The sequence below is a fragment of the Synechococcus sp. BMK-MC-1 genome (assembly GCF_014279955.1).
In the GTDB taxonomy this organism is placed as follows: domain Bacteria; phylum Cyanobacteriota; class Cyanobacteriia; order PCC-6307; family Cyanobiaceae; genus Synechococcus_C.
Genome location: NZ_CP047939.1, coordinates 1,084,552 through 1,109,562 on the forward strand (window position 1 = coordinate 1,084,552; position 25,011 = coordinate 1,109,562).

A 25,011-nucleotide genomic window follows, 5' to 3' on the forward strand; every position below is an offset into this window, starting at 1 on the left:
GAGCGTCTGAGTTCAGCTCTGCTTCTGCGCGCGGATTGAACTGCGCATTCTCTGCAGGTTGGGTTTGATGTGTTCGAGGCCCAGCAGCGTTCCGGGTTGGGGTTCCCAGCTCGCTGACAAAACCCCGTAGCTCAGTCCAACCAGGCCCAGAAGGAAAAACAAGCCTGAGGTGACCAGCGTTATTCCAGGCGGGATGTCCAGAATTCCGCGGCTCACCAGCAGATAGCTCCCCACAAACACGCCCATGCCCATCAAGGAGGGCAATCCGGTGGCGATGGCCACCCTGCGGGCCATGCGGTTGGCCACATCCTTGGGAATCGGCTGACTCGCCGAAGCGCTGCGTTCCGATCGCCGCGGTTCAAAAGGCAGGGGATCGCGTCGTTCGGCCATGGCTCAGAAAAAACTGGAACCGCGGATCAGCCGCGGATGCCCAGTTTGGCGATCAAATCGCTGTAACGCTTCTCGCTTTTGCCTCGCACGTAGCCCAGCAGGCGCTTGCGCCGGCCGATCATCTTCAGAAGTCCCTGACGGGAGGAGAAGTCGTGGATGTTTTGCTGCAGGTGGCTGCTGAGCTTCGAGATGCGCTCAGTGAGCATGGCCACCTGAACCTCGGCCGATCCGGTGTCGGTGGCGTGGGTCTGATGAGCGTTGATCAGTTCTTGCTTTTCGGTGGTATCGAGCGACATGCGCGGCGTCTGGCCCTGACAGTGCAAACAAACAATTTACTCTGCCGCCGGGCCCTAGGCCGATTGGCTTAACCACTTCAGGCTGGCCCGCAGCCAGGCGTCGCCGTCATCCTCCGCCGGAACGTCAGGACCTGAGGCCACCGCCCGCATGGCCCTGCGGATTTCAAGATCCTCATAACCCAGGGTCTCCAGCGTGATCTGCAGGTCCCGCAGGCATGGTTCGCCGAGGGGAATCGCCTTCACGTCGCTGCGGTCCACCAAAGAAAGGCTCGGTTCTTGCAACGGTGCCCAGTTGCCAAGGCGATCACGCAGTTCCACCGCGATCCGCTCAGCGGTGCGTTTGCCCACACCTTGCGCCTGGGTGAGGCGTTTCAGGTCGCCATCGACGATGGCAGCCACGAGCTCATGAACCCGGCAGCAATCGAGCAGGGCCAGAGCCATCTGGGGACCAACCCCATTGACGCCTATGAGCGTTCGGAACAGATCGCGCTCCTGTTGATCGCAGAATCCAAACAGCGTTGATCCATCGTCCCGCTGCACCTGGTGCACCCAGAGCGTGCAGGCGCTGCCAGTGCCTTGCCCGTTCTGATCCCGGGACGTGAGCTGCACTTCGTAGCCCACCCCGCCACAGGCGACCACCACGCCCCTGCGCCCGCCCTGCTCCCAGCTCTGGATTCGTTCTCCCTGCAACCAGCCGATCATGGGAGAGTTCCTGTTGAAGCCATGCTGCCTGATCTGTCGAGCCTGTCCTCCATGCACGTGCCGTTTCGTCGCTGGCTCCAGAGCGCGGTTTCAGTGCTGCTTTGTTTCGCGCTCAGCGCAGGCCTGTCGGCATGCGTTGCTTCCGATCAGCCTCCGCGCTCCGTTCTGCTCAGTGCCCTGAGCCAGCAGATTCAGCTCACGCAAACCTCGATCGCCCGCTCCCTGGATCTGGATGCCGCTGGCGTTCCCGAGGTCAGCCGGGTTCGGCTGGACGATCAGGACGCGATCCGCATCGGTGAGCAGAAAGGCATGCACCTCACCGGTCGCTTTGACTGGCGTCTGCCTGGTGATGCCGTGAAGGTCGACAGTGCATTTGAGCTGTATCTCGAACGGGGTGAACGGGGTGAAAGCTGGCGCCTGGCGATTCCCAGCGGCTCAGACGATGGGGCATCGCAGGCCTGGGTCACCTACCCCCTCGCCATCGACTGACGGGCACTCAAGCTGATCAGCGTGGCTCCAAGAACGCAGAGCGCACCAACAATCACAGTTCCGGTAACCGGCTCTGCGAAGAAGAGCACACCCCAGAGGGTGGCAAACACCACTTGGACGTAATTGATCGATGTGGCGCGCGCTGCCGGGAGTGCGGCCAGACCCTGGGTGAGCCAGACCTGCCCCACCTGCGTTAACAAACCAACCCCGATGAGCCAAACCCAGTCCATGGCACTCGGGAGAACCAGCTGGTTCACGAGAAGCGGCAGCGTGGCGGGCACAGACACCAGGGGGAAATAAAAAACGATCACCAGCGGATGCTCTCTGGCCGACAGTTGGCGCACGCTCACGTAGGACAAGGCCGTCATCAGGGCTCCGCCCAGTCCGATCAGCGCAGCCATGGCCGGCAGTCCTGCCACCGACTGCCCCATCCATTCGGGTTGGACCACCAGGATCACTCCGATGAGGCCGAGCACGATGGCCAAGCCGATGCGTTTGCGGATCGGTTCCTTGAGCAGCGCCCAGGCTGAGAGTGCTGTCAGCGTGGGGTAGGTGTATTGAATGAGCGTCGCTGCCGCGAGGGGCAAGCTGGCCAAGGCCTGGAAGAAGAGCAGCAATGCAATGGTGCCGAGCGCCCCGCGCACCAGGAGAAGTCCTTTCTGATGGCCCCAGGGGGAAATGTTCACTTGCGCCAGCATCGTGAGGGTGATCGCGATGCTGATCAGTGATCGGATCAACACAATCTCCGCCACGGGCAAACGGCCGCCGAGGTGCTTGACGCACACCGTCATCAGGCTGAAGGCCAGTGCTGCACCCAGCAGATAGGTGCAGGCTCTCCACTCCTGGGGCGACTGCGTTCCGCGGATCGCTGCCAACAGGCTCCGCATCAACACGTCCGCCATCACTGCAACAACCTTGCCACCCCTCGCGTCGACCGGTGTGAGGCGGATGTCTCGTCGCCAGCGCCTGGGTCTTTCACAATGGGTCCATGGTTAGTGCCCGCCTGCATCCCCGAACCATTGAGGCCGTCAAGGAGCGGGCCGACATCGTGGATGTGGTGGGTGAGCACGTGGTGCTCAAAAAAAAGGGCAGGGAGTTTGTTGGGATCTGCCCCTTCCACGACGACAGCAAGCCGTCGATGACGGTGTCGCCAGCCAAGCAGTTCTATTACTGCTTCTCCTGCGGTGCCGGCGGCAACTCCATCAAATTCCTGATGGAGTTTCAACGCCAGAGCTTCAGCGAAGTGGTGCTGGATCTGGCCCGCCGCTATCAATTGCCTGTGGAGACCGTGGACGGTCCCCAGCAGGAGCGGCTGAAACAACAGCTGTCGCGACGGGACACGTTGCATCGCGTGCTGGCGCTGGCGGCGGGTTGGTTTCGTAGCCAGTTGAAGGTCGCCTCCGGCGCCGAGGCGCTGCGTTACCTCCAGGACAAGCGTGGGCTCAGTGACGCCACCCTTGAGCAGTTTGAACTGGGCTATGCGCCTGATCAGTGGGACGGCCTGCTGAAGCATCTCCAGCAGGTAGAGGGATTGGATCCTCAGCATCTCGAGGCCGCAGGTCTGGTGGTGCCCAGGAAGGGCGGCAATGGTTTTTATGACCGCTTCAGGCATCGGGTGATGGTGCCGATCAAAGATCGTCAGGGGCGCGTGATCGGTTTCGGCGGCCGCAGCCTTGATGGCACCGAACCCAAATACCTCAACTCCCCCGAAACGGAGGTGTTTGAGAAGGGCAAGCACCTTTTTGGCCTTGATCGGGCGGCTTCAGCGATCCGCAAGGACGATCGTGCCGTTGTGGTGGAGGGGTATTTCGATGTGATCGCCCTGCACGCCGCCGGCGTGACCAATGCTGTGGCTTCTCTGGGCACGGCTCTGAGCAGCCAGCAGATCACGCAGTTGTGCCGCTGCTGCGATGGCAAGCGCATCGTGCTCAACTTCGATGCTGATGGTGCCGGTGTTCGCGCCGCCAATCGCGCCATCGGCGAAGTGGAACAACTGGCCCTTCAGGGGCAGCTTGAGCTGCGCGTGCTTCACCTTCCTTCCGGGAAGGATCCCGATGAATTCCTCAAGGGCCAAGGTGCCGGCGACTACAGGGCTCTTCTGGATCAGGCACCTCTCTGGCTCGATTGGCAGATCGAGCAGGTGCTGGAGGGGCGTGATCTCAGCAAGGCCGATCAGTTCCAGCGTTCCGTTTCGGCCCTTGTGGAACTGCTGGGCAAGTTGCCTCAGTCGGCGATTCGCACCCACTACATCCAGCAAGTGTCCGAGCGCCTCAGCGGCGGCCAGGGGCGCTTGGCTCTTCAGTTGGAAGAGGATCTGCGCCAGCAGGTGCAGGGCCAGCGCTGGCATGGGCGTTCAGCCCGTCATGAGAAATCAGGGGAAGCCAGTCAGCGAGAACGTTGCGAAGCGGAAATCCTGCGGCTCTATCTGCATTGCCCCTCCTACCGCGGTGCGATCCGCCAGGAGCTGCGCAAGCGTGAACTCGAGGATTTCGCCCTGCAGCATCACCGTCTGCTCTGGTCGTGCCTCACGGAGTTGGAGGAGGGAAACCTTGGCAGTGTGCGCCTCGAAGCGATCAGCCGCGGCGACGATCGCGGCGATGAATTGGCTGATCTGGATCTGCCCCGCCTGCTCACCGATCAACTGCTTCTGGAGAACAGTGCCCTGGTGACACGCCTCACCCCCTTGCTGGAACCCGGTGAGCTTCAGAAAGTGGCGCTGTCTCGGCCGATGGAACAGCTGCGGGGAACGGCCGCCATGCTCGAGCGTCAGAAAAGCAACAAGCGCTGCCGCCACCTGCTTGAGGCCTGGGCCGGGCAGCGGCTGCAGACGCTGGAACGTTGCATCGCCGTGCTGATCGATGAGGAGCGTGAGCAGCAGCAGCCCCAAACCGAGGACATGGAACAGCGCATTCAAGCCATGTTCGACGACCTCAATGCCGAAGCCTTGCGGTTCCAGGAGCTGTACTACAGCGAACGCCGTCACATCCTGCATCTTGATCAACAGCGCTGCGCTGGTTACGGCGACGGCGTGGCTCCTGGCGTCAGCGACAATCCCACCGAACTCCTCAAAGCCTGATGGGTGTTTTCGAGCGCTTTCTCAGTCTCTGGGTCGCCTTGGCGATCATTGCCGGCGTCGCCCTCGGTGCAGCGGTTCCGGCCTTGCCGGAGGCGATCGCATCGCTTGAAGTGGCAGGGATCAATCTCCCGATCGCCCTGCTGATCTGGGGAATGATCTACCCGATGATGCTGGCGGTGGATTTCTCCGCAATTGGAGGCCTCAGCCGTCAACCGCGCGGGTTGCTCATCACCGTTGCGGTGAACTGGCTGATCAAGCCCCTCACGATGACGGCGTTGGCCTGGCTGTTCATCCGCGGCCTGTTCTCTGCCTGGATTCCCGCTGAACTCGGTGATCAATACGTGGCCGGCATGATCCTGCTTGGTGTGGCCCCCTGCACCGCCATGGTGTTCGTTTGGAGTCGTCTCAGTGATGGAGACGCCAACTACACCCTGGTGCAGGTGGCAGTGAACGACCTGATCATGGTGTTTGCCTTCGCACCCATTGCCGCCTTGCTGCTTGGCGTGAGTGAGGTTCTCGTTCCATGGGACACCCTGATCGCTGCGGTTGGATTGTTTGTTGTGGTTCCGTTGGCGGCCGGCTGGCTCACTCGGGTTTTTCTGAACAACACAACGCGCATCAACAGACTTGAGCAGCGTTTGAAACCGCTCACCGTGGTCTGCCTCATCGGCACGGTGCTGCTGTTGTTCATGGTCCAGGCGGGATCGATCCTTGCGGACCCCCTGGCGATCGCGTTGATCGCCGTGCCCCTGATCGTGCAGACCTATCTGATCTTCTGGATCACGGCGCAGTGGATGCGTCTCTGGGGGCAGCCGCGTGTCATTGCCGCACCGGGCGCCATGATCGGCGCCTCGAATTTCTTTGAGCTGGCTGTTGCCGTTGCGATCAGTCTGTTCGGTTTGCAGTCCGGTGCTGCTTTAGCCACTGTGGTGGGCGTGCTGGTGGAAGTGCCGGTCATGCTGTCGTTGGTGGCGATCGCTAACCGCAACCGTCGTCTGTTTCCTGTTTGCGATGTCTGAATTTTTTGAGGCGATTTGGCACGGGGAGGGCATCGGTGATGGCGGTGACCTCGAGGAAGCTCTTCAGGCTTATGTGGCGGTGAAGCCCGACGACAACGACTGGATCAAGGCCTGTGCCGCCGAAGGCGCCGAGCCCCGCATCGAGCGTTTTGCATCGTTCGATGCCTACCTCGACAACAACGATGCCCTGGAAACCATTCCGGTGACGGCGCAGATGATTGTGGTGGCCATTGAGCAATTACCGGTCTGATGACGGGATCGTCCATTGATTTCAGTACCTGTGAACCTGTGAATGGTCTCTGGCCCTCACTGGTGGAGCGCTTGGGCCTTGAGAAGGCGCAGCGGGCCGCTCGTCAGGCTCTCGATCTGCAGCAGATGTCGGGCCATGGCGGCACGCTTCCGGTGCTCTTCTGCGAAACCTGTGGACTGGCGCTGGCCAGTACCGATCTGCTCCGGGAGCAGACAGGGCTCAATGCCCACGGGGAGCGCATGGTGCTTCTTTACAGCAGTCGCTCCCAGGAAGTGCAGCTGCTGCAGCAGGCTTGGTAACAGTGATTCTGACGATCAAGCTGAGCTATCGGCCATCCATGAGGGTGGCTGCTTCTGGAGTGAAAATATCACAGTCTCGACATCTTTCGGATCAAGCGTTGACACCGCTATCTCGATTCTCTAAAAAAATAGAGATTGATCCTTGATCCAAGGCATGAGCTTTTACTTCACTCCTAACCAGATTTCTGGATTCAAAGCGAATGCAAATTCGATTACGCTGAATAATCCCTCAGGGTTGATTTTCACACGGGTTGATTCTGGGCAAAATTCATATGAAATTTTCTTATCACCAGGAAAAGAGAAAATAAAGAAAGATGATGTGAAAAATTTGAATCCCATTGTCTTGGAGAGTCGTGGCGCAGATAGGTATTCCATTGCTCAAGCTAATTTTTCATTGGATAATTGGCTTGAAACCGAGGGTCGATCCATATCAACTTCGCAAATTGCTTTCAATGATGATACTGTTAATACTATTTTTGACCCTGGTGATTACACACTGATAATCAGAAAAGAAGGCACCTCCGAAATTATTAGAGCCAAAACATATGAATCAAGTGCCAATACTCTACTAGCTACTTTCGAAAACGGAGTTGAAATTCAGCTTTCATCTTTAAATACTGTCATTCAGCTTTCATATAAAGATGCTCTAAGCAAATCATGGGCAAGCGACCTGAAATATTCAAATGCCAATTATCTTACTGCTATTAATACGCTCAGCAGCAATGCCATCAACGTATCCAAAAATTGAACTGAGTCAGCCAATAACAGATACAAAGGGGCGTATCAAGGTTGCTTATCAATTCACAAAAGATGATGTTATCTTTGGCATTAATGGCATCAATCCAATTATTAAAACTGACGAGAAAAATCGTGCTATTCCCAAAACCAGCGATGAGATTTTAAGGAGTGCAAAAATCCCTTCCTATCATGATGTTCTCAAAAAAGATCCATCCCAAACTGGTGCCTTCCCTTGGTACGCTGCAGTTATCAATGATCCCACTTCAACAGCTGAGAATCAACAATCAGCATCATTCTTTTACTTAAATGGCAGCCTGAGGAAGGGTTTACCCGATCAATCTGATCAGTATGACTTGAATTTAGTCAATGGAACCAATAACAACGTAGACCCTTATGGTCGTTATCCAGATACTGTTGGAGTGCCTGGAGCAAAATTTACCGACTTCCAATTTGTTGTCACATTATGGGTGCCAGAAAGTTCAGTCTTTCGCCCTAAAGGAGGTGGCTTTAATCCTAATAATCCGTCTGACACAGACTTTCAAAAGCCTAGTAATACCCAATCCGGCGCTCTTGAAGGATTTGCAAAGCAAAAAGACGGTAAATTTAAAGGTAAATATACCTTCACAATCCCTGAAGGTAAAGATATCGAGTTCTACAATCCAGAGATAGGCGAAGGATTGCTCAACACAGTTTATCCTAAAGCAAAGGGCCAATCAACGCTGAGCTTCAGCGATTGGTACAAAAATTGGTGGGAACAAAATACTTTGAATGATGTGTTCCCGTGGACTGGTAATGGTTACACCTATGATTGGTATTATCCGACTGACAAGGATTGGTTTGATGATCCGCAGCTTGGGCCTGGAGTTGGTGAACTTGTGCAATCCTGGGCGCCAGTTAACCCCAAAGATATCAACGATTGGATGTATGAAGTTGTGGATGTCCAGACAATCCCTGAGGCTATGGGTGCAGAGTCAACGGCAGTTGGAGCGAATTGGCAATTAAATATCAAAAAATTGGGCGTTCTCGATGCCACTGTTCACATTTATGAAGCTGACTCTATAACTGGCGCGTTAAAAGATAAAGATATGAATCAATTTTATCCCGATCAAGATATCTATTTTAGTAAAGCCATCGAAAATGCTAAGCACACATTCGACCCGTCCAAGCTTCCTGCCTATGGTGGTGAAAAAACTTACGCTTTAGAGGAACTCGAAACAAATAAAAATTATGGCTTTGTTGTCGAAGTCAATGGAAATATTTTCGGAACTTATGGACCCACGTCAAGTCATTTTGTCGGCTTGTCCTCGTTAAACTCCGACAGTTCACTTTCTATTGGCTTTGAGGATACTGTTAATGGGGATAATGACTTCAATGACTTGATTTTTACTGTTTCAAATTTGATAGCTTAAAAAATTAAAAACTGGTGATTTTCTTGGCTTGCTAGTAAGTTGCTACAGGTTACTTCTGGTAATTATGTCTCTCTCGTTCTTCCGTTTAGCCCTACTTCGACTGTTTGGATCTCTTTCAATGTGCACCTGCATGCAAGCGATGATTCCCAATTTATGACACCTCTGGATTATTGGTTCACAGTTAAAGTCGAACCTATGTTGAGGCTTGAATAAGCCATCTTTGATGCCAGGCCATCCCCGCCGTGACCGTTCTTCAGCCGACGATGGTCTTTATCTCGTTCCCTATTGGGTGCAAGGTGGACGCCTGTGGACCTTGATCCTGGCTGGGCTCCTTGGTGGAGGCGTGATCTTGCCGATTTCAGCAGCCTGGTTCGGGCGTCGTGCATTCTCCAGCGGTTTCGGCTACGGAGCGGCGACCACCTTCTGTTCGCTGGTCAAGGATGGCAAGGTGTTGTCCCCTGAGGCGGCAGCATCCCAACTTCAGGCATTGAAAGTCAGTTTCGCCAGAACCGATGTGATCGATGTCAGCCTTTTTCAAGATGGAGTCAGCGAGGTGGTCGCCTCTCTCGAAGACTGTGCATTCCTCTCCCCTCGCTGACGTCATGTTCAGGCCCGACCACCGGCACATTGCCAGCTCGGATGTTGGCCTATGGCAGCCCATGAATGGTTTCCACCCATGCCGCAGCTGATCCCCTTGGGTCACTTCACACCATAGGACGCTTCACTGGGAACGTGGCTTACAGTGATGATTTAATCCACTGAATGGTTGATGGATGGTAGCGCGTTAATTGAATCCACAAGGGAAAGTCTGCACAAGCTTGCCAGCCTTGTCGTTGACTCTCGTTTGATGATTGTGGCTGGTGACCTTTCACCGGGCTTCATGGTTGTTGCTTATGAACGAATCAATCCAGGACTCCGCCTTGTGTCTTTGTGCACATGCGCATCAGAAGCTCATGATTTGATTCTGGAGCATCAACCTAGTCATCTGATTATCTGCAGTGATCTCGAATCCGGAGATGGATCTCAGCTTGCAGCAGAAATCAAACGTCAGTATGCTTCGAAACGCGTCATGCTGATCCAGCGTTCTCCCCATATAGGTGGGAGCAGAGAAGCATGGACGGCCGGTTGTGAAGTGATTGTTTTACGACGGAAGACAGGAGGTGGGCGACTATATGATGCCTACCGTGCCCTTTTTACCGACGGAGCCTACTGTGATCCTGATCTCCAGCGACAACTGCTTCGTAGTGACTGCCATCCTCAAGCAGAAAGAATAGAAAGCTTGACCACGCGGGAGGAGGAAGTTCTCGTCGAAATTGTCTACGGTCTCACGAATGGACAGATCAGTGAACGTTTGGGTATCAGTGAGGCGACGGTAAAACGGCATGTGTATAATCTGATGCAAAAGTTGAACGTCAGCAACAGGGCTCATCTTGCGACACGCGCCTTACGTACTGGCCTATGTAGTTGGGGACTGGCTGATAACGGCCCGCCGCGAATGTCACTAACATCAAAATAAAGCAATGGCCTTAACTTGGCACTCGTAAATATTCAGATACAGGGCCTACAACTTTTGATGGATGTCTCAGTACGACTCCAGTCGGACAATGAGGAGGCATGTACATCCTGTGTTCATCATTGAACGACCATTCGAGGATCTTGGCTGGTACCTCCGACTCTCAGCCACCAGTGCTATCGGCCTCAGAGAAGAGTTTCTGGAGTGGCAGAAGCGGCATTGGCTTCTCAGTGGATTCCTTGGGCCGATGGGATGACCAGGCGCGGCTGGAGTCAGCCCTGCAGGAAATCACTCGACTCGGGTTCGACACGATTCGCACCTGGGACACCAATGCCTACACGGGTCGAATCCTTCAAGCTATCGTTGATCTGGGCCTCAACCTGAAAGTTCAAGCAGGCATTTATCTCCGCAAAGATAGCGATGCGGAGCAGAAGATTGTCACTGCCTTGCAAACAATCAACTCCCACCCTGACCTGGTCATCGGAGTCAGCCTAGGGAATGAACAACTGGCCGACTGGAACAATACGGGCTTAACGGTTGCCGATGTGATTCAACACATTAATTTGTTCAGAGAGTTCAGCGAAATTCCGCTGACGTATAATTTTTCGGGAGAAACGCTTCGAGGTAACAGTAGCTTTTGGGCGCAGAATGGCGAAGAGTTGTTGAGAAAGCTTGACTATATTAACGTTCACTCCTATGCAGGCTTTTTTGATAATCGCTGGAACCCAGAGTGGACTCCAGGCAGGCAGATTGAAGTGCTGAAGTTGGACGAGGCTTTGTTTCGCAAGACTCTCGATAACTTTGGCTTGCATAGCACCCCTCTCATTCTCGGTGAGACCGGGTGGCAAAGCGTTGGAGGTGCCCAAAGTGTTACCAATGCTGAAAATATGGAGACTTACTTTCAGAGCACGAGAGACTATATTCAAGGAGATCTGGCACGCTTTGATGCCATGTTTTACTTTAACTTGAGTGATGAATCCTGGAAGGGTGGCGATAATCATTGGGGTTTGTTTGAAGAAGGAGGAAGTGACAGTCTTGGAGCGGCGAAGTTTGACATTGATCTCGACGTTGTCCCTGAGAGCCAGTTACTGCTGGTTGCGGATTCCGGCTCAGCACGCCTGCTTGTGGATGACACCACAGGACTCGCCTTCATCCAGCAGAACGCTTCTGATCAGCCCCTTCTGATTCGCCGCAACGATTCTTACTGGCAGGGGGATATTCCACTCCAGCGCGGCGATGCCGCACTTGTTTCCGCTGCCGTTGATGAAGACGGACAGCTCCGCGTTCTCGATCGCGGGCCCTGGGGCGACTTCAGCTGGATTCTCGATCCCTCTGGTCTGTTCATCGGAGAAGATGCTCCAGGTGTGCTTTCAGTACCGGAAACAGAAGAGCTCTTTCAGATTGACCTCGACGCAGACGGGATCATCCCTGCTCCCCCCAGCCCCGAGTCAGATGCACAAGACGAACGCGATCTCCGTGTGGTTGCGGATTCCGGCTCAGCACGCCTGCTTGTGGATGACACCACAGGACTCGCCTTCATCCAGCAGAACGCTTCTGATCAGCCCCTTCTGATTCGCCGCAACGATTCTTACTGGCAGGGGGATATTCCACTCCAGCGCGGCGATGCCGCACTTGTTTCCGCTGCCGTTGATGAAGACGGACAGCTCCGCGTTCTCGATCGCGGGCCCTGGGGCGACTTCAGCTGGATTCTCGATCCCTCTGGTCTGTTCATCGGAGAAGATGCTCCAGGTGTGCTTTCAGTACCGGAAACAGAAGAGCTCTTTCAGATTGACCTCGACGCAGACGGGATCATCCCTGCTCCCCCCAGCCCCGAGTCAGATGCACAAGACGAACGCGATCTCCGTGTGGTTGCGGATTCCGGCTCAGCACGCCTGCTTGTGGATGACACCACAGGACTCGCCTTCATCCAGCAGAACGCTTCTGATCAGCCCCTTCTGATTCGCCGCAACGATTCTTACTGGCAGGGGGATATTCCACTCCAGCGCGGCGATGCCGCACTTGTTTCCGCTGCCGTTGATGAAGACGGACAGCTCCGCGTTCTCGATCGCGGGCCCTGGGGCGACTTCAGCTGGATTCTCGATCCCTCTGGTCTGTTCATCGGAGAAGATGCTCCAGGTGTGCTTTCAGTACCGGAAACAGAAGAGCTCTTTCAGATTGACCTCGACGCAGACGGGATCATCCCTGCTCCCCCCAGCCCCGAGTCAGATGCACAAGACGAACTCAACAGCAACACAGTCAGCGCTTTTGAAGCAACCGGATTCAACCAGGGTGAATTTGTTTCAACAATCGCCTTCAGCCACCGGGCGACGGTTGATCCGATTGTGGCGCCTGGAAACACAAAGTTCATGCATGCCCATGACTTCTTCGCAAATCCAACAACCGGCGCGTCGTCCACGGTGGCATCCCTGATGGATGCTTCCGACACAGCGGCAATTCCGATCAATAATATCTCCACCTATTGGACACCTAGTCTGATTGATGAGGGCTCCGACGGCGTTGGCGGTGAACAGACCTATGTCACTCCTAAGGCAACATCCATCGCTTACTACAGCGTCCTGAAGCCGAACGAACCCAGTGAGCTCGTGAACATGCCTATCGGCCTGAAAATGATCGCTGGTTCGGCTCGCCCTCAGAATCGCCAGTCGAGGGCCCAGGTGTTCTGGAACTACATCGGCGAATTAGCTTCCTATGACCACATCCCCCTTGGCGATGAATGGCGAGATCTACCTTTGCAGGCAGTGATCATTTTTCCGGAATACTGGACTGGTCAATCCCTGGATAGCCCCGACCACAAAAGCCATGTCGCCTACGGAGATGGATCTGGGGTTGGCCCCAATGAACATCCTTTGCTGATTCCCCAGCTTCAACTCCAAATTCACTACGGCAGAATCAACAACAACCTTCACCTAGTTAGTTCCGACTACATGTCATTGCCAGAAGCAGGCGGTGACCTGGATCTGAGGTTGCAACGCGGCAATCCAGACGATCTCAGTTTCCGAAACGGTGAATCGGGATTTGCGCCGGGATGGAGCATGCATGCTGATCAGATCCATCTTCCGTGGGAAGAGGTTGCACCGAATGGTGAAACGGTGGATGGCTTCGCCAGACGCGAAACTGATGCACTCATGCTGCCATTATTCGCTGGAACGGACGGCAACTCTGTGCGAATTATCCCAACAGGTATCCAACAACCCTATTCGGCGGAGCGATCTCCTATGCCGATGCTTGGTAGCCCTGGCAATGACGTTCTGACTGGCAGCAGCTCTGATGACCGACTGGAATCACTGGAAGGAGATGACATCCTGATTGGAGGTGGAGGTGCCGATCGCTTGGTTGGAGGCGATGGTGCCGATCGGTTTGTGATTGAGTCAATCAATGAATCTACACTGCTCCGCCCCGATGTGCTCGTCGGTTTCGCTCCTGAAGATCGGCTGGATCTGAGAGGTCTGAATCTCAAGCGCGACGATCTCATTCTCCAATCCACTGGCCCAAGCTCCTGGTTCTTGACAGCATCAGACACTGATCTAGGTATCGTGGTCCGTACCGATTCAATCACCTTCGAACAGATCATGATTGATGGAGGTCATCTGTCTTGATGACGCATCATCGGGATGAATGGAAGATAAAGGTGCTCGTTCAACGCATCAGGTTGAATCAAGGTTCACGCCTCTACCCTTGCCTGGTATCAACTGCGTAGGGGCTTCCCTGGATAGTTGCACCCCATCAAGTTTCATCGCTGATGGGTTGCAACCTGATGCCTTGATCACCTGTGGTGCCTGTCTGCTGCTTGCTGGAGCTTCTTTTTGTCTTTGTCGCGGCTTTATGAGCGCCGCCCGTTTCTACTGAGAGGGAGTCAGCACGGTCACGTCCACCGTCGTTGCCCTTCAAGGTGAAGCTGGCTCAGGCCTGCACGATCGGCACATCACGCAGTCGGGTCGTGGCGGCCCGGCCCAGCCGTTCCCGCTGCATCGCCCAGCTCGGATCCAGGCCACAGGCGGCCCATTGCACCGTGCCACGGCCATAGCGCCGGTTCAGCGCATCGATCGTGGCCATCAGCGCCTGCCGACGCTCTTGCTCGGCGGCGCTGCAGGGCACCAGCAGGTGATGTTGGAGCTGGTCGGTGCTCTGCAGGTGCTGCATCAGCACGCCGGCTTTGGCGAGTTGGCGGTGCGGCTGAAAAATCCGCTCCACCAGAGGTAAAGCTGCGTTGAGCAGGGCCTGGGTGTCGTTGCTGGGTAGGTCCAGACGGGTGCTGGCGGTGTTGCTGTAGAAACCGGGGACGAAAGGACTGGTGCGGGTGTAAACGCTGAGGGCAGCGGCGCGCTGATGCTGCTGGCGCAATTTTTCCGCGGCGCGCACCACGTAGGTGGCCACCGCTTCGCGCAGTTCCTCCAGGTCGGTGATCGGCCGGCTGAAGCTGCGGCTGACGCAGGTTTCCTGTTTGGGTGCCGGGGTGAGATCGAGGGGGAGGCAGGCGTGACCCTGCAGTTCCCGTTGCAGGCGCAGCCCCACCACACCGGCTTTGGCCCGCAGCGGGCCGCTGGCCATGGCGGCACGCTGCCGGTGCTGTTCTGCGAAACCTGTGGACTGGCGCTCGCCAGTACCGATCTGCTGAGGGAGCAGACAGGGCTCAACGCCCATGGGGAGCGCATGGTGCTCTTGTACAGCAGCCGCTCCCAGGAAGTGCAGTTGCTGCAGCACGCTTGAGCTCAATCCAGCTTGACCCCCAGCTGCATGGAAACGCTGTTGTTGATTGTTGGACTCTGCAGTTCGTTGTAGATCGTCTGGCCATTCAGTGACGTGAACAGCCGTTGATTCCCCATGGGAAAGATCTTCAGGGCAACCGAAAAGGTGTTGTTCGTGGCGATGCCATTGACGTAGGCGCCTGTGTAGCTGTTGGTCACCGTGATGCTGGCGAGCGAGCTTGGTTTCCATTCCAGCTCTGCTCTGGCGGTTCCTGCCGCAAAGGCTTGTCCGCAGACTGGATCCGCTTCACAGCCTGGCCCTCCCCAGATCTGCTGAAAGGAGGGGCCCAAAGAGACATTCAGGGTTGTGGTTTTGTTCTTGATCAGGTCGTAGCCCAAGCCAGCGGACCCCACAAACACGTCGGTTCCGATGGTGTTGAGCGTGTCGTAATTGAAGTTGGTGGCTGCGTAGGCATTCAGGCGACTCCCCAGCCTGCGCGTGTAGCGCAGTTCGCCATTGCCTTCGTTGGTGTCTGTTGTTGAGGCGGTTTCTCCTTGATCGCGCGACACCTCATAGGTGGCACGTCCTTTCAAGGCCACCTTGTCAGCACCCTCGCTGTAGCTGGTGTCGAGCTGAAAGGTTCCACCAGCAGAGAGGTCATCGTCTGTGTTGTTGGCAGAGAGTCCTCCGGACACACTCAGCTTCCATGGTTTTGCTGGTGGTTGAGGGATCAGGGCCGTGGCAGGGATCCGTAAGCGACCGAGCACCGGATGCAGAAGAATCGTGACGGCCTCTGTGCTCTCGTCGGGAACCAGCACGCCTTTCAGCGTGTCGCCGTTCTTCAGTTTGAGCGTGATCTGCTGCGCGCTGGCCGCTGGCGCAGCAATCACTGGAGCCGCTACGACTTGTTGACCAACCAGAAGCAGCGCTGCAGTGAATAACCGTTGGCGCAGCACTCTCTTACCTAAATTTGCGAGTGCCGATCCTGTCACAACACAGCTGTTCTGCTGTGTTTTCTGATGCCTGACGATCCCCGCCGAGACCGTTCACCCGCTGATGACGGCCTCTACCTCGTTCCCTACTGGGTGCAAGGTGGACGCTTGTGGACCTTGATCCTGGCTGTGCTTGTTGGCGGAGGCGTGATCCTGCCGGTTTCAGCAGCCTGGTTCGGGCGTCGTGCGTTCTCCAAGGGTTTTGGCTACGGAACGGCGGCCAGCTTCTGTTCGTTGGTCAGAGACGACAAGGTGCTGTCCCCTGAGGCAGCAGCGTCCCAACTGCAGGCGCTGAAGGCCAGCTTCGCCAGAACCGGCGCGATCGATGACCGTCGTTTTCAAGCTGGAGTCAGCGAGGTCGTCACCTCCCTTGGTGATTGCGCGTTTCTTTCCCCGCGCTGACATCCGGTTCAGGCTTGCACGATCGGCACATCGCTCAGGCGGGTGGTGGCAGCGCGGCCAAGCTGCCCACGCCGCATCGCCCAGCTTGGATGCAGGCCGCAGGCGGCCCACTGAATGGTTCCCCGCCCATGCCGCTGGTTGAGCTGATCGATGGTGCGCATCAGCACCTCCCGGCGTGCCTGATCCACCGCGTTGCAGGGCACCAGCAGGTGGTGTTGCAGTTGCTCGGTGCCCTGCAGGTGCTGCATGAGAACTCCAGCTTTCGCCAGTTGCCGATGGGGTTGAAAGATGCGCTCCACCAGGGGAAGGGCTGCCTGCAGCAGCACCTGGGTGTCGTTGCTTGGCAGGTCGAGCGAGGTGCTGGCGCTGCGGCTGTAGAAGGCGGGCACGAACGGACTGGTGCGGGTGTACACACTCAGGGCCGCGGCCCGTTGATTCTGCCGGCGTAGTTTCTCGGCTGCTCGCACCACATAGGTGGCCACGGCTTCGCGCAGCTCGTTCACACAGGTGACCGGTCGACTGAAGCTGCGGCTGACGCAGGTTTCCTGTTTGGGAGCCGGGGTGAGATCGAGGGGGAGGCAGGCGTGACCTTGCAGTTCCCGTTGCAGGCGCAGCCCCACCACACCGGCTTTGGCCCGCAGCGGGCCGCTGGCCATGTCGCGCAGCTCCCGCGCATTGCGGACTCCCCGCAGGCGACACCAGTGGGCCAGCTTGCGGCCGATTCCCCACACATCCTCAATGGCGATCGTCTCCAGCCAGTGATCCCGGTCGTTGCAGTCTCCGAGATCGAACAAGCCGGCATGGCTGGCCTCCACCTTCGCCAGGCGGTTCGCGAGCTTCGCTTGGCCTTTGCTCGCTCCTAGCCCGATGGCGATCGGCAGCCCCAGATTGCGCCGTGCCAGGGCTCGCAAGCGTCGGCCCCAGGGGCGTAAATCGCCAGTCGCAGGACGGCTGATGCGAGCGAAGGCCTCATCGATGGAATACACCTCGAGTTCTTCCACCTGGCTTTCCAGCAGGCTCATCAGCCGCTGGCTCATGTCGGCATAGAGGGCGTAGTTGGAGCTGCGCACCACAACGCCCTGGGCCTCCAGGGTCTGTTTCGCCTTGAAGTAAGGGGTGCCCATGGCGATGTCGAGGGCCCGGGCTTCGGCGCTGCGGGCCACGATGCAGCCGTCGTTGTTGGACAGCACGACGACTGGGCGTCCCAGCAGGGATGGATCGAGGCTCTGTTCACAGGAGGCATAGAAATTGTTGGCGTCGATCAGGGCGGTGACCCGGCTCATGGTGTTTAGAGGGGGTGAATCACATGGATCGCCACCCCCCAGATCTGCACATCACCGCAGCGGTGCAGATCGAGGGGTGGATAGTCGGGATTGGCGGCCTCCAGTCGCAGCTGGCCGCGATGGCGTGCCAGGCGTTTGAGTGTGAAACCGCCATCCAGCACGGCCACCACGACCCGACCCGGCCTGGGGTCGAGGCTGCGGTCCACCACCAGAAGGTCGCCGTCGTGAATCCCGGCACCGGTCATGGAATCGCCGCTCACGCGTAGAAAGAACGTGCTGGTGGGATGGCGGATCAGCTGGTCGTTGAGATCAATTCCCGCCTCCACGTAATCGTCCGCGGGGGAGGGAAAGCCTGCGGCCACCCGCTCGCCGGCCAAGGGCAGGTGAAGCGGAGGGCGCTGGCAGCGCAGGGGCAGCGGTACTGGGCTGAAGGAGTGATCGAACGCCACAGAGACGAAACGCACAAATCAGACTTCTAGACTAGTACGGATGTTCTAAGTGTCTGTGCTTGTGTGTTGCCCCAGGGTCTGGCGGATGCATGCAGCAAGCCCGGCGGCAATCAGCGCCTGCGACTGGGCATCGAAGTGCACGCCATCCAGGGTCGAGGGATTGGCGACGGGCTGCACGTCGAAACAGGCCACGTCGAGTTCAACGGCCAGTCGGCGGTAGTGCTCTGCCAGTGCCTGGGATTTGAGCTCAGCCCCCTCGAACCCCCAGGTCAGCGACTGGGGAGTGATCCGGATGGCCGGTGGTGTCATCAAAATGATCTGAGGAGACGACGGCGTGTCGAGGCGGGGACCGCAGTTCAGTGCTCTGCGGGTGTCATGGATCAGGATGCGAGCGCCTGCCGTGATCTGCTGGGCGGAGAGATTGAGATAGCCCTTGCAGTCATTGCAACCCAGCGCAAGGATCACCACATCAATCGGTTTGTGGCTGTGGAGAGCGGTCATGAGGCTTGATCGGCCGCTGCAGCTGTAGTCGCCGCCGTAGTTCGCGGAACCGATGGCATCGTCGTGCAGCCAAGTACGGGAATTGAGTCCTTCCTCGACGGTCCGCCAAGGCAGGTCGGGCTTGGTTTGGTTGAGTGCACGCTCCAGCTGATTCGGCCACCGTGTTGGCTGCGGAAAGCGTCCGCTGCCATCCGGGTTGAATCCCCAGGTGTTGGAATCGCCGAAACAGAGAATTGTTCGGGGGTCCTGGATGATTGCTGTCATGGAGGGCGAGGACACGCGTTGCGTCAGTTCAACGACACCCGAGAGGCGGTGCCAATGCGGTTCCAATCAGTGAGGATGCCTGGATTGCGGGCATACCCATGGCTGAGTCTCCCTATCTCATAGCTCTGGCTCTGATTGAACAGGGAGGGTCCAGAGCTCTCCCCCTTGCGGGTCGTTCACTCAAGGCCGATGAAGCCGTTGCCGATCAGCCAACACAAGCAGCCCACGGCCTGGCTCTGGAGCTGTTGCTGCGGGTCTGGCAACGCAGTGACAACGGCCCCTTGAAGCGAGCCTGCGGGGTGGAGAGTCTGCTGCTGGTGGAGCTGGCGATGGAGCGTTTGCCCGAGGATCTTCCAGCGTTGAAAGCAGCCTGGTTGAACAGCGGCGATACCGAGGCGTTCCGCGCCGGTTTACGGGCGATGGCTGGACGTGCCTGGACGATGAGCATCGCCAAATTCCAGCCGGTGACTCTGACGCCCTGGACTGTTTAGTTGCCACGGATCTGCTGGGGACCATTCATTCCCGGTGGTACGGGCTCCCTTGAAGAATGGCCTGCGCCCGGAACAGCTGCTCGAGCAGCAGCAGCCGGGCCAGTTCATGGGGAAAGGTCATGGGTGAGAGGCTCAGTTGCCAGCGTGCAGCAGCTTTGAGCTCATCGGTGAGTCCATCGGCGCCGCCGATCACAAAGGCCAGGCGTTCATTGCCGAGACGCTCGAGCCGTTGTGCGAAGGGAATGGAGGCCAGCGGCGTGCCCTGCTCCATCAACATCACCGGCCATTCGTCCGCGCGCAGCGTGGAGCGGATCGCTTCCGCCTCTTTTTCCGGTGTGCTGTCTTTGAGTTCCACCACCTGCAGGCCCTGGAGCCGTTTGAGGTAAAGGGCCACCCCTTCCTGCACCCAACCTTTGCGCACCTTGCCAACAGCGATGATTCGGCAGCGGGAGACGTTCATGCCGCCACGTCGAGAATCCAGGTGTCCTTGAGGCTGCCGCCGCGGTTCAGATTCACGATCGAAGAGCCAGGAGGTGCCACGCGGGTGAGTGCTCCTGGAAGCACCTGGGGCGTGTCTCCGAGCAATGAGACGGGCCGAAGATCAACGGCGCAGGGCTGGAGCCGTTCCCCAACCAACGTCGGCAGGGTGTGCAGCACCTGCGCTGGTTGGGCGATGAAACGCTCAGGTTGGGCCTGCAGAGAGGCGGTCATCGCATTGCATTCAGCTGCGGAGGCGGTTGGACCATGGAGCATGTCGAGTCCCCCGGCACCATCCACCGGCTTCACCACCAACTGATTGAGATGCTGAAGCACATGCTCCAGTTCTTTGGGATCTCGGCAACTGAACGTTGGCACCTGCTCGATCAGAGCCTCTTCACCGAGGTAGTAGCGGATCATGGCGCCAACGTGTCGATACAGGGCCTTGTCGCTGCCGATCCCGGCCCCGGGGAGATTGGCGATCTGCACGTTTCCCTCTGCGGCCACCCGTTTCAGGCCTGGCACGCCAAGCCAAGCACTGGATCCATCGGGCTCCATGCCGATGCGATCCTCGTTGCGGCGATAGATCACATCCACCGGCAGCTTCTGTTCGTGTTGAAGGAGCAACACCTGGTTTTGATCGCAATGCAGATCCTCTGGGCGCGCCAGGGCAATCCCCATCGCTGCAGCTAGATAGCGGTGCTCACTGATCTCGGTGCTCACGGTGCTGGGGGTGAGCAACACGATCAGCGGATCATCCTGGTGAGGGCAGAGCTGATGCAGCGCAGCGCGCAGCTGCTGCAGACCCTCCTGAACTGGACGCGGTTGATGCGCTGTGTTCTTCGCGAGTCCGGCCGCCCAGGAAGCCTCTCGGATGCTCGCGGCGTAGCCATGACCTCCGACCCGGCGGAGGTTGTCTTCCAGAACCCGCCAGCCCTGTTGGCTGCCACCGATCAAATCCAACCCGTTGATCAGACACCAGCAATGGTCAGGAGCAAAGAGACCGTGCAGGTCTGGCTGCCAGAGCGGTGACTCTTCAATCTCCTGCTTGGAGATGACGCCGTCCTGGAGGATCAGCTGGCGGCTGTACACGTCAGCCACAAAGCAATTAATTGCCTGGTGACGCTGCGAAATGCCTGCGCAGAGTCTGTCCCAGTCCGTTCCATGGATCACCCTGGGCCAGGGGTCATAAGGAACCACACGGTTCTGGATCTGCACCCCATGCCTGGCGAGGTGGTCATGGCCAGACGCCTGCAGCTCCTGCCATTGCGTCAACGCGATCTGCTGGAAGGGGGTGTGGATGGCCTCAGCCGGCGTCATCGTCTTCGAGCAGGAGCTGCCCGAAGGCCACATACAGGCTTTCCTCTTCGCTGCCGGGTGCCACGGCGGGCCGTTGCGGGCGGGTGTTTTTTCCGGGGCCAGCGTTGCGGGTCGGCGTTGGAGCCAGCGGGAAACTCGCCTCTTGGCGGGAGGGGCTCTGCGCTGGACCCCGCGGTTGTTGCCGCCGTTCCGCTTCAGCTTTGTTTTCGGCTTGGCGAAGGCGATCCATCAGGTGCTCGGGGACCGAGCCATCGGCGCTGACCTTCATCAGCTCATGGAACAGAGCCTGGGGGTTCTCTTCGGTTTCCACCTTGTGACGCCGCTCGCTGGCGCGAGGGGAATCTCTGGTCTTTTCTGTTGGGGTCGGCAGCGCTTGCGGCAATTCCCGCCCCAGTTTCTTCAGCCGTTCGAGGCTGCGTGGGTCAAAGCTCATCAGCAGCCCAGGGTGTCGCGGGTGTCCCGTCCGGTCACGGGGTTGGTGCCCTCAGCCGCTGCACAGAGGGTTTTGAGAACATCCCCTCTCAGGGGCACATTCGTGAAGTCAGCGCCGCTGATCGTCACGTCGATGAAACGGGTGTTGAACGCAAAGGCGTCTTCCAGAACGGCATCGGTGAGGTCCGTCCCGTTGAGCACAGCGGAATCCAGCGTGGCGTCGCGGAGATTGGTGCGGCTGAGGTTGGCGTCCTGGAGCTTGGCGCCGTACAGGCTGGCTCCTTGCAGGTCACTGCCCGAAAGGTCAGCCTCGCGCAGATTGGTGAGGTTGAACGTCACCCCCTGCATGTCCCGATTGGAGAAATCAGCTCCGATCAGCACCTGTTTGGCGTAATCCATCGCTGCCTCTGCGGAGGGAAGCAGCAGGCCGAACACCAGCAACAAGGCAAGCAGTGGAGCCAGCAGACGGCGGTGCATGAGTCAGAAAGGGGCTCAGCATCAGCCTAAGCGGACCGAGGCCAAGACCCTTCACGCCCCGATGGCTTGTTCAATCCGGTCAAGGCGCTGCTCACGGGACCCCCAAAGCTCGATCAATTGCGGTGCGTTTCGCGTGGGCATCACATTGAACCGCTTGTCGCGGTAGATCTGTTTGAAGATGGCATCAACGTCACTGCGGTAAGGAAGATCAATGGGACGGATTCCGTCGTCTTCCATGTTGACGGGCCATTGATCACTGATCGGTATGAAAACGATCAGATCGAGGTTCTGAAGTGTATTTCTCACCCTGGGAACCATGGCTTCAACGAATGCATCGTTGATGTCAGTGGTGCCGTAGTCGGCGGTGTATTGCGAGTATGCGATGTAATCCACTGGCGCGCGATCGAAGATCACGCATGCGTCGCTGGATTGATAGGCATTCACTCGGCTGGCGTTGTAATACATCTGAATGCCGTTATGCAGGCGATTGCATTCCTGGCGAAATTGAATCTCATAGCCCTCGCTGCGCAGCGCTCGAAAGGGCTCCTCTTCGCGCGTGCATTGGCTGCCTTTTGGCTTTTCTAGCGCTGAATCGCAGATGAGGCCGTTTCGCATCTCTCGTCTGCCACGGGAGATTCGTTCAGTTGTTTGGATCAGTGGCTTTTCTCGGTCAGCAACTGCTCTTCCAGCAGCATGTTGAATCCAAGCAGTTGTTCGTCACTGAGCTGCTGGCGGGACCCTACCTGGAAGTTGCTTTGGAGAAAGTCGCGGGCTTGCTGTTGCTGCCAATTGAGGCGCTTCAGGATTTCATCGCACTGGTTCACAAGATCTGAGCGCCGCAAGGGAATCGCTGCTGTTCGGGCGTCACTCGAGGCTGGAAGGTCCCGCAGGCGCTTGAGATAAGCCACGAGATCACTGAAGCGTGTGAGTCGATGTCTGCTGCTGTGCCCAAAGGCTCGCTCCAGATAAATGGATTCATGGGCTCGATCCCAGCCGATGCGTTGCAACTCAAGGTCGATAGCAGTGAGTTCTTCGCTCCAATCGTCTGGATCGGTGGGTGCTTCGTTCACCGCGTTCGTGGGAGCGTCTGGCTCTGGAGCGCTGACCGCCGGTGGAGAGGCTTGATCCCCCGCATGTTGGCTGGGTTCGATCGCCTTGGGTGGTTTCTGATCGGAAGCCGGTCTTGCGTTCTGTGCAGTCTGATCCTGGTTCTGGCTGCTGCGCCGCACGAGCTCCTTGTGGCTGGCTGCTGTTGCTTTGGGCGTGTCCAGTCGTTGCAGCAGCCTGGCGATGGCCTGATCTTCTGCATCCGTTGCCGTGGGCGCTTCGCCCAGGGCACTGCCCAGTGACCTGTCGCCGTCAAAGGCTTCCACGCGAACAATGCAGCGCTGGTCGTTGTGATGGCAAAGCTGGACTTGCGTTTTCATGCCACTGGTCGGCGCGTCCCATTTCTAGGCTGCGTTGATGGATACAGCTGCACTGACGTCCCTAACTCCCTGGCTTGATGGAGTCGATCAGCTCGGTGAGCTGCTTCCGTTGTTGCCGGTGCTTGTCAGTTTGGAACTGCTGCTTTCAGCAGACAACGCCATTGCTCTGGCTGCAATCGCCCGCAGACAGGATGACCCTGAACTGGAGCGCCGGGCTCTCAATTTGGGCGTGTTGATGGCGTTTGTGCTCCGCGTCGCTCTCATCTTGATGGCGCAATGGGTGCTGGCTTTCCCGCCGCTCCAATTGCTGGCCGCTGGTTACCTCCTGTGGCTCTGTTACCAGCACTGGCGCCCCGCTGCGCCCGAGGATGATGCCCTGGTTTCGCAGAACGCTCTGCCTCCGTTGAGTTTTCGGCGCACGGTTCTCACCCTTGCCCTCACCGATCTCGCCTTTTCGGTCGACAGCGTGGCTGCGGCGGTGGCCATCAGTGATCAACTTTTGCTGGTGATCAGCGGTGCACTCATCGGTGTGATTGCCCTCCGTTTCACGTCAGGATTGTTCATCCAATGGTTGAAGATCTATAGCCGGCTCGAGTCAGCCGGTTATCTGGCCGTGGCTTTCGTCGGCTGCAAGCTGCTGATCCAGCTGGTGTTCCCCACGATTGATATTCCTGAGTTGGTGACGCTCTTTGTGGTGACCCTGTTGATGATCTGGGGGTTTTCGTTGCGTCTGCCCCCCGTCGTCGAGGAGGCCTGAGTTGTGCTGATCGAGATTCGGCAGTTCGGCAGCGAGCAGCCGATCGACCGAGTGGAGATGGAAGACCCACCCCATCCAGGCCGTTGGTTTTCGGTTGATGCCAGAAGTTTTCTGGTGATGCAGAGACGGCATCGGTACCGGTTGTGCTCCGGACGCTACGAACTCCGTTCGGTGGTTCTTCTGGTGAAGACGCAGAAGCAACCAGAGGATGCCCGTTGGTTCCGTCATGGCTGGGTCATTGGAGATCCAAGTTGCCGCTTCAATGCCCTCAGCCCACTCCTGCGCTGCGCGGTGCTCCCAGAGGGTCCCTGTGAACGCTGCGTGCACCGTGAGGTCGCTCCGTCGCTTCAGCTTTCAGAATGAGGCGGTGAAAACAGCGTGGATCGATGAAACGCGAGCGATGCTGGGTCTGGTTTCGCGGTGGGTTGAACGAACGGCCGCATTGGGTGAGTGGCTTTTATGGCTCCACCGATGATCAGGAGGGCATCCTGATCCAGCATCCGAGCTATCGCGATTGCAGGTTGCCTGCCTGGAGAGTCACGCAGCAGGAACCCAGTGATGCCCATGCGGCACCCGACATACCCGACAATGCGGTTTGGCAATTGTTCTGAGGCCTCTGGGATGCAGCACTCCGCTCCACGGGTCAGAGCTGTGCTGCTGGAATTTCTCAAATTTCGTGTGCTTGCAGCTCAGCAGACTTTTTTCAGTGATGAGACCCCAGAGCACCGCCGCGCCTGGCTGGCGCGCGTTCACCCTCAGGCGCTTGTGCTCAGTGACCAACAGCTCGATGCGGTTTGGAACCAGGCGCAGCAGCTTTACGCCGACCATTAGAGCCGAAGGGTTGGCCCCGT

Annotated in this window: 31 protein-coding genes and 1 pseudogene; 16 read left to right on the forward strand and 16 right to left on the reverse strand. The window is 57.7% G+C overall.

The annotated features are described in order from the left end of the window. Positions 1–12: 12 nt before the first annotated feature. The 3 genes from SynBMKMC1_RS06145 to ruvA are packed head-to-tail and all read right to left on the reverse strand — an operon-like array spanning position 13 to position 1,388. On the reverse strand, positions 13–390 hold the full coding sequence (locus tag SynBMKMC1_RS06145; RefSeq protein WP_186473084.1) for a PAM68 family protein: 378 nt from the start codon (positions 388–390) through the stop codon (positions 13–15). 26 nt (positions 391–416) lie between these two features. After that, positions 417–686 (reverse strand): 30S ribosomal protein S15, encoded by a 270-nt coding sequence (gene rpsO / locus SynBMKMC1_RS06150; protein ID WP_011932977.1) that lies wholly within the window; start codon positions 684–686, stop codon positions 417–419. A 54-nt stretch (positions 687–740) separates the two neighbouring features. Next, positions 741–1,388, reverse strand: a complete 648-nt coding sequence (gene ruvA, locus SynBMKMC1_RS06155; RefSeq protein WP_011932978.1) for a Holliday junction branch migration protein RuvA — start codon at positions 1,386–1,388, stop codon at positions 741–743. 21 nt (positions 1,389–1,409) lie between these two features. Between ruvA and SynBMKMC1_RS06160 the strand changes: the two genes are divergently transcribed. After that, a complete protein-coding gene (locus SynBMKMC1_RS06160; RefSeq protein WP_186473085.1) occupies positions 1,410–1,877 on the forward strand; it encodes a hypothetical protein in 468 nt (155 codons plus the stop codon). Here the strand turns inward: SynBMKMC1_RS06160 and SynBMKMC1_RS06165 are convergent. Further along, positions 1,856–2,764: a DMT family transporter gene (locus SynBMKMC1_RS06165; RefSeq protein ID WP_255486341.1), complete on the reverse strand. Its 909-nt coding sequence runs from the start codon at positions 2,762–2,764 to the stop codon at positions 1,856–1,858. The two genes, SynBMKMC1_RS06160 and SynBMKMC1_RS06165, sit on opposite strands and share 22 nt — an antisense overlap. A gap of 101 nt (positions 2,765–2,865) precedes the next feature. Here SynBMKMC1_RS06165 and dnaG point away from each other — a divergent pair, with 101 nt between their 5' ends. The 8 genes from dnaG (at position 2,866) to SynBMKMC1_RS06205 (ending at position 10,184) form a co-directional block, all read left to right on the forward strand. Further along, positions 2,866–4,953: a DNA primase gene (gene dnaG / locus SynBMKMC1_RS06170; protein WP_186473087.1), complete on the forward strand. Its 2,088-nt coding sequence runs from the start codon at positions 2,866–2,868 to the stop codon at positions 4,951–4,953. Continuing rightward, positions 4,953–5,972 (forward strand): ACR3 family arsenite efflux transporter, encoded by a 1,020-nt coding sequence (arsB, locus tag SynBMKMC1_RS06175; RefSeq protein WP_186473088.1) that lies wholly within the window; start codon positions 4,953–4,955, stop codon positions 5,970–5,972. The genes dnaG and arsB overlap by 1 nt, the downstream gene beginning before the upstream one ends. Continuing rightward, complete coding sequence (locus SynBMKMC1_RS06180) at positions 5,965–6,222, forward strand: hypothetical protein (RefSeq protein ID WP_011932984.1); 258 nt, start codon at positions 5,965–5,967, stop codon at positions 6,220–6,222. Before arsB ends, SynBMKMC1_RS06180 begins: the two co-directional genes overlap by 8 nt. Beyond that, the gene (locus SynBMKMC1_RS06185; protein ID WP_186473089.1) at positions 6,222–6,521 is read left to right on the forward strand and encodes a hypothetical protein; all 300 of its coding nucleotides are present in this window, start codon (positions 6,222–6,224) and stop codon (positions 6,519–6,521) included. The genes SynBMKMC1_RS06180 and SynBMKMC1_RS06185 overlap by 1 nt, the downstream gene beginning before the upstream one ends. A 154-nt stretch (positions 6,522–6,675) precedes the next feature. Then, positions 6,676–7,269, forward strand: a complete 594-nt coding sequence (locus SynBMKMC1_RS06190) for a hypothetical protein (RefSeq protein ID WP_186473090.1) — start codon at positions 6,676–6,678, stop codon at positions 7,267–7,269. Next, positions 7,244–8,668 (forward strand): DUF4114 domain-containing protein, encoded by a 1,425-nt coding sequence (locus SynBMKMC1_RS06195; RefSeq protein WP_186473091.1) that lies wholly within the window; start codon positions 7,244–7,246, stop codon positions 8,666–8,668. Before SynBMKMC1_RS06190 ends, SynBMKMC1_RS06195 begins: the two co-directional genes overlap by 26 nt. Before the next feature lie 223 nt (positions 8,669–8,891). Beyond that, a complete protein-coding gene (locus SynBMKMC1_RS06200; RefSeq protein ID WP_186473092.1) occupies positions 8,892–9,266 on the forward strand; it encodes a hypothetical protein in 375 nt (124 codons plus the stop codon). 171 nt (positions 9,267–9,437) lie between these two features. After that, entirely contained in the window at positions 9,438–10,184 is a 747-nt protein-coding gene (locus SynBMKMC1_RS06205) for a response regulator transcription factor (RefSeq protein ID WP_186473093.1), read from the forward strand. A gap of 527 nt (positions 10,185–10,711) precedes the next feature. Here SynBMKMC1_RS06205 and SynBMKMC1_RS14530 read toward each other — a convergent pair. After that, on the reverse strand, positions 10,712–11,182 hold the full coding sequence (locus SynBMKMC1_RS14530; RefSeq protein WP_222930387.1) for a hypothetical protein: 471 nt from the start codon (positions 11,180–11,182) through the stop codon (positions 10,712–10,714). Positions 11,183–11,188: 6 nt separating this feature from the next. Here SynBMKMC1_RS14530 and SynBMKMC1_RS06210 point away from each other — a divergent pair, with 6 nt between their 5' ends. Next, complete coding sequence (locus tag SynBMKMC1_RS06210) at positions 11,189–13,798, forward strand: DUF1996 domain-containing protein (RefSeq protein ID WP_222930388.1); 2,610 nt, start codon at positions 11,189–11,191, stop codon at positions 13,796–13,798. Positions 13,799–14,102: 304 nt separating this feature from the next. Here the strand turns inward: SynBMKMC1_RS06210 and SynBMKMC1_RS06215 are convergent. Continuing rightward, positions 14,103–14,750, reverse strand: a pseudogene (locus tag SynBMKMC1_RS06215) (DUF4113 domain-containing protein); the annotation flags it as partial. A 161-nt stretch (positions 14,751–14,911) separates the two neighbouring features. Then, entirely contained in the window at positions 14,912–15,844 is a 933-nt protein-coding gene (locus tag SynBMKMC1_RS06220; protein WP_255486342.1) for a DUF481 domain-containing protein, read from the reverse strand. 63 nt (positions 15,845–15,907) lie between these two features. Between SynBMKMC1_RS06220 and SynBMKMC1_RS06225 the strand changes: the two genes are divergently transcribed. Then, on the forward strand, positions 15,908–16,282 hold the full coding sequence (locus tag SynBMKMC1_RS06225; protein ID WP_186473095.1) for a hypothetical protein: 375 nt from the start codon (positions 15,908–15,910) through the stop codon (positions 16,280–16,282). Positions 16,283–16,290: 8 nt separating this feature from the next. On the opposite strand, the gene SynBMKMC1_RS06230 is transcribed toward SynBMKMC1_RS06225, so the two are convergent. The 3 genes from SynBMKMC1_RS06230 to SynBMKMC1_RS06240 are packed head-to-tail and all read right to left on the reverse strand — an operon-like array spanning position 16,291 to position 18,779. Then, positions 16,291–17,565 carry a Y-family DNA polymerase gene (locus SynBMKMC1_RS06230; protein WP_186473096.1) on the reverse strand — a complete coding sequence of 425 codons (1,275 nt, stop codon included), beginning with the start codon at positions 17,563–17,565 and terminating at the stop codon, positions 16,291–16,293. Positions 17,566–17,570: 5 nt separating this feature from the next. Next, positions 17,571–18,014: a LexA family transcriptional regulator gene (locus SynBMKMC1_RS06235; RefSeq protein ID WP_186473354.1), complete on the reverse strand. Its 444-nt coding sequence runs from the start codon at positions 18,012–18,014 to the stop codon at positions 17,571–17,573. A gap of 45 nt (positions 18,015–18,059) precedes the next feature. Then, entirely contained in the window at positions 18,060–18,779 is a 720-nt protein-coding gene (locus SynBMKMC1_RS06240; protein WP_186473097.1) for an SGNH/GDSL hydrolase family protein, read from the reverse strand. Between the two features lie 98 nt (positions 18,780–18,877). Here SynBMKMC1_RS06240 and SynBMKMC1_RS06245 point away from each other — a divergent pair, with 98 nt between their 5' ends. Next, positions 18,878–19,270 carry a hypothetical protein gene (locus SynBMKMC1_RS06245; RefSeq protein WP_186473098.1) on the forward strand — a complete coding sequence of 131 codons (393 nt, stop codon included), beginning with the start codon at positions 18,878–18,880 and terminating at the stop codon, positions 19,268–19,270. 25 nt (positions 19,271–19,295) lie between these two features. On the opposite strand, the gene SynBMKMC1_RS06250 is transcribed toward SynBMKMC1_RS06245, so the two are convergent. The 6 genes from SynBMKMC1_RS06250 to SynBMKMC1_RS06275 are packed head-to-tail and all read right to left on the reverse strand — an operon-like array spanning position 19,296 to position 23,403. Further along, positions 19,296–19,730, reverse strand: a complete 435-nt coding sequence (locus SynBMKMC1_RS06250) for a 23S rRNA (pseudouridine(1915)-N(3))-methyltransferase RlmH (protein WP_186473099.1) — start codon at positions 19,728–19,730, stop codon at positions 19,296–19,298. Further along, on the reverse strand, positions 19,727–21,067 hold the full coding sequence (locus SynBMKMC1_RS06255; RefSeq protein ID WP_186473100.1) for a circularly permuted type 2 ATP-grasp protein: 1,341 nt from the start codon (positions 21,065–21,067) through the stop codon (positions 19,727–19,729). Before SynBMKMC1_RS06255 ends, SynBMKMC1_RS06250 begins: the two co-directional genes overlap by 4 nt. Beyond that, entirely contained in the window at positions 21,054–21,500 is a 447-nt protein-coding gene (locus SynBMKMC1_RS06260; protein ID WP_186473101.1) for a hypothetical protein, read from the reverse strand. Before SynBMKMC1_RS06260 ends, SynBMKMC1_RS06255 begins: the two co-directional genes overlap by 14 nt. Then, positions 21,500–21,976 carry a pentapeptide repeat-containing protein gene (locus tag SynBMKMC1_RS06265; RefSeq protein WP_186473102.1) on the reverse strand — a complete coding sequence of 159 codons (477 nt, stop codon included), beginning with the start codon at positions 21,974–21,976 and terminating at the stop codon, positions 21,500–21,502. Before SynBMKMC1_RS06265 ends, SynBMKMC1_RS06260 begins: the two co-directional genes overlap by 1 nt. Before the next feature lie 51 nt (positions 21,977–22,027). Further along, positions 22,028–22,591 carry an AAA family ATPase gene (locus SynBMKMC1_RS06270; protein WP_255486343.1) on the reverse strand — a complete coding sequence of 188 codons (564 nt, stop codon included), beginning with the start codon at positions 22,589–22,591 and terminating at the stop codon, positions 22,028–22,030. A gap of 38 nt (positions 22,592–22,629) precedes the next feature. Further along, on the reverse strand, positions 22,630–23,403 hold the full coding sequence (locus SynBMKMC1_RS06275; RefSeq protein ID WP_186473103.1) for a hypothetical protein: 774 nt from the start codon (positions 23,401–23,403) through the stop codon (positions 22,630–22,632). Positions 23,404–23,440: 37 nt separating this feature from the next. On the opposite strand from SynBMKMC1_RS06275, the gene SynBMKMC1_RS06280 reads away from it, so the two are divergent. From SynBMKMC1_RS06280 to SynBMKMC1_RS06295, 4 genes are read left to right on the forward strand one after another with little or no spacing between them, the layout of a single operon-like run. Continuing rightward, complete coding sequence (locus SynBMKMC1_RS06280; protein ID WP_186473104.1) at positions 23,441–24,160, forward strand: DUF475 domain-containing protein; 720 nt, start codon at positions 23,441–23,443, stop codon at positions 24,158–24,160. Between the two features lie 3 nt (positions 24,161–24,163). Then, the gene (locus SynBMKMC1_RS06285) at positions 24,164–24,523 is read left to right on the forward strand and encodes a DUF6464 family protein (protein WP_186473105.1); all 360 of its coding nucleotides are present in this window, start codon (positions 24,164–24,166) and stop codon (positions 24,521–24,523) included. Between the two features lie 23 nt (positions 24,524–24,546). Next, complete coding sequence (locus SynBMKMC1_RS06290) at positions 24,547–24,771, forward strand: hypothetical protein (RefSeq protein WP_186473106.1); 225 nt, start codon at positions 24,547–24,549, stop codon at positions 24,769–24,771. 10 nt (positions 24,772–24,781) lie between these two features. Continuing rightward, positions 24,782–24,991, forward strand: a complete 210-nt coding sequence (locus SynBMKMC1_RS06295) for a hypothetical protein (protein ID WP_186473107.1) — start codon at positions 24,782–24,784, stop codon at positions 24,989–24,991. Positions 24,992–25,011: the final 20 nt, after the last annotated feature.

Excerpts from the sequence above, each read along its gene's own strand:
- SynBMKMC1_RS06275 (WP_186473103.1), bottom strand. The coding sequence starts at position 23,403 with ATGAAAACGCAAGTCCAGCTTTGCCATCACAACGACCAGCGCTGCATT.
- SynBMKMC1_RS06290 (WP_186473106.1), top strand. The coding sequence starts at position 24,547 with ATGAAACGCGAGCGATGCTGGGTCTGGTTTCGCGGTGGGTTGAACGAA.
- SynBMKMC1_RS06205 (WP_186473093.1), top strand. The coding sequence starts at position 9,438 with ATGGATGGTAGCGCGTTAATTGAATCCACAAGGGAAAGTCTGCACAAG.
- rpsO (WP_011932977.1), bottom strand. The coding sequence starts at position 686 with ATGTCGCTCGATACCACCGAAAAGCAAGAACTGATCAACGCTCATCAG.
- SynBMKMC1_RS14530 (WP_222930387.1), bottom strand. The coding sequence starts at position 11,182 with ATGATTATCGCCACCCTTCCAGGATTCATCACTCAAGTTAAAGTAAAA.
- SynBMKMC1_RS06225 (WP_186473095.1), top strand. The coding sequence starts at position 15,908 with ATGCCTGACGATCCCCGCCGAGACCGTTCACCCGCTGATGACGGCCTC.
- SynBMKMC1_RS06280 (WP_186473104.1), top strand. The coding sequence starts at position 23,441 with ATGGATACAGCTGCACTGACGTCCCTAACTCCCTGGCTTGATGGAGTC.
- SynBMKMC1_RS06200 (WP_186473092.1), top strand. The coding sequence starts at position 8,892 with ATGCCAGGCCATCCCCGCCGTGACCGTTCTTCAGCCGACGATGGTCTT.
- arsB (WP_186473088.1), top strand. The coding sequence starts at position 4,953 with ATGGGTGTTTTCGAGCGCTTTCTCAGTCTCTGGGTCGCCTTGGCGATC.
- SynBMKMC1_RS06195 (WP_186473091.1), top strand. The coding sequence starts at position 7,244 with ATGCCATCAACGTATCCAAAAATTGAACTGAGTCAGCCAATAACAGAT.
- SynBMKMC1_RS06190 (WP_186473090.1), top strand. The coding sequence starts at position 6,676 with ATGAGCTTTTACTTCACTCCTAACCAGATTTCTGGATTCAAAGCGAAT.
- SynBMKMC1_RS06255 (WP_186473100.1), bottom strand. The coding sequence starts at position 21,067 with ATGACGCCGGCTGAGGCCATCCACACCCCCTTCCAGCAGATCGCGTTG.
- SynBMKMC1_RS06245 (WP_186473098.1), top strand. The coding sequence starts at position 18,878 with ATGGCTGAGTCTCCCTATCTCATAGCTCTGGCTCTGATTGAACAGGGA.
- SynBMKMC1_RS06295 (WP_186473107.1), top strand. The coding sequence starts at position 24,782 with ATGCAGCACTCCGCTCCACGGGTCAGAGCTGTGCTGCTGGAATTTCTC.
- dnaG (WP_186473087.1), top strand. The coding sequence starts at position 2,866 with ATGGTTAGTGCCCGCCTGCATCCCCGAACCATTGAGGCCGTCAAGGAG.
- SynBMKMC1_RS06240 (WP_186473097.1), bottom strand. The coding sequence starts at position 18,779 with ATGACAGCAATCATCCAGGACCCCCGAACAATTCTCTGTTTCGGCGAT.
- SynBMKMC1_RS06165 (WP_255486341.1), bottom strand. The coding sequence starts at position 2,764 with ATGCGGAGCCTGTTGGCAGCGATCCGCGGAACGCAGTCGCCCCAGGAG.
- ruvA (WP_011932978.1), bottom strand. The coding sequence starts at position 1,388 with ATGATCGGCTGGTTGCAGGGAGAACGAATCCAGAGCTGGGAGCAGGGC.
- SynBMKMC1_RS06230 (WP_186473096.1), bottom strand. The coding sequence starts at position 17,565 with ATGAGCCGGGTCACCGCCCTGATCGACGCCAACAATTTCTATGCCTCC.
- SynBMKMC1_RS06160 (WP_186473085.1), top strand. The coding sequence starts at position 1,410 with ATGCTGCCTGATCTGTCGAGCCTGTCCTCCATGCACGTGCCGTTTCGT.
- SynBMKMC1_RS06180 (WP_011932984.1), top strand. The coding sequence starts at position 5,965 with ATGTCTGAATTTTTTGAGGCGATTTGGCACGGGGAGGGCATCGGTGAT.
- SynBMKMC1_RS06270 (WP_255486343.1), bottom strand. The coding sequence starts at position 22,591 with ATGCGAAACGGCCTCATCTGCGATTCAGCGCTAGAAAAGCCAAAAGGC.
- SynBMKMC1_RS06260 (WP_186473101.1), bottom strand. The coding sequence starts at position 21,500 with ATGAGCTTTGACCCACGCAGCCTCGAACGGCTGAAGAAACTGGGGCGG.
- SynBMKMC1_RS06265 (WP_186473102.1), bottom strand. The coding sequence starts at position 21,976 with ATGCACCGCCGTCTGCTGGCTCCACTGCTTGCCTTGTTGCTGGTGTTC.
- SynBMKMC1_RS06185 (WP_186473089.1), top strand. The coding sequence starts at position 6,222 with ATGACGGGATCGTCCATTGATTTCAGTACCTGTGAACCTGTGAATGGT.
- SynBMKMC1_RS06145 (WP_186473084.1), bottom strand. The coding sequence starts at position 390 with ATGGCCGAACGACGCGATCCCCTGCCTTTTGAACCGCGGCGATCGGAA.
- SynBMKMC1_RS06250 (WP_186473099.1), bottom strand. The coding sequence starts at position 19,730 with ATGAACGTCTCCCGCTGCCGAATCATCGCTGTTGGCAAGGTGCGCAAA.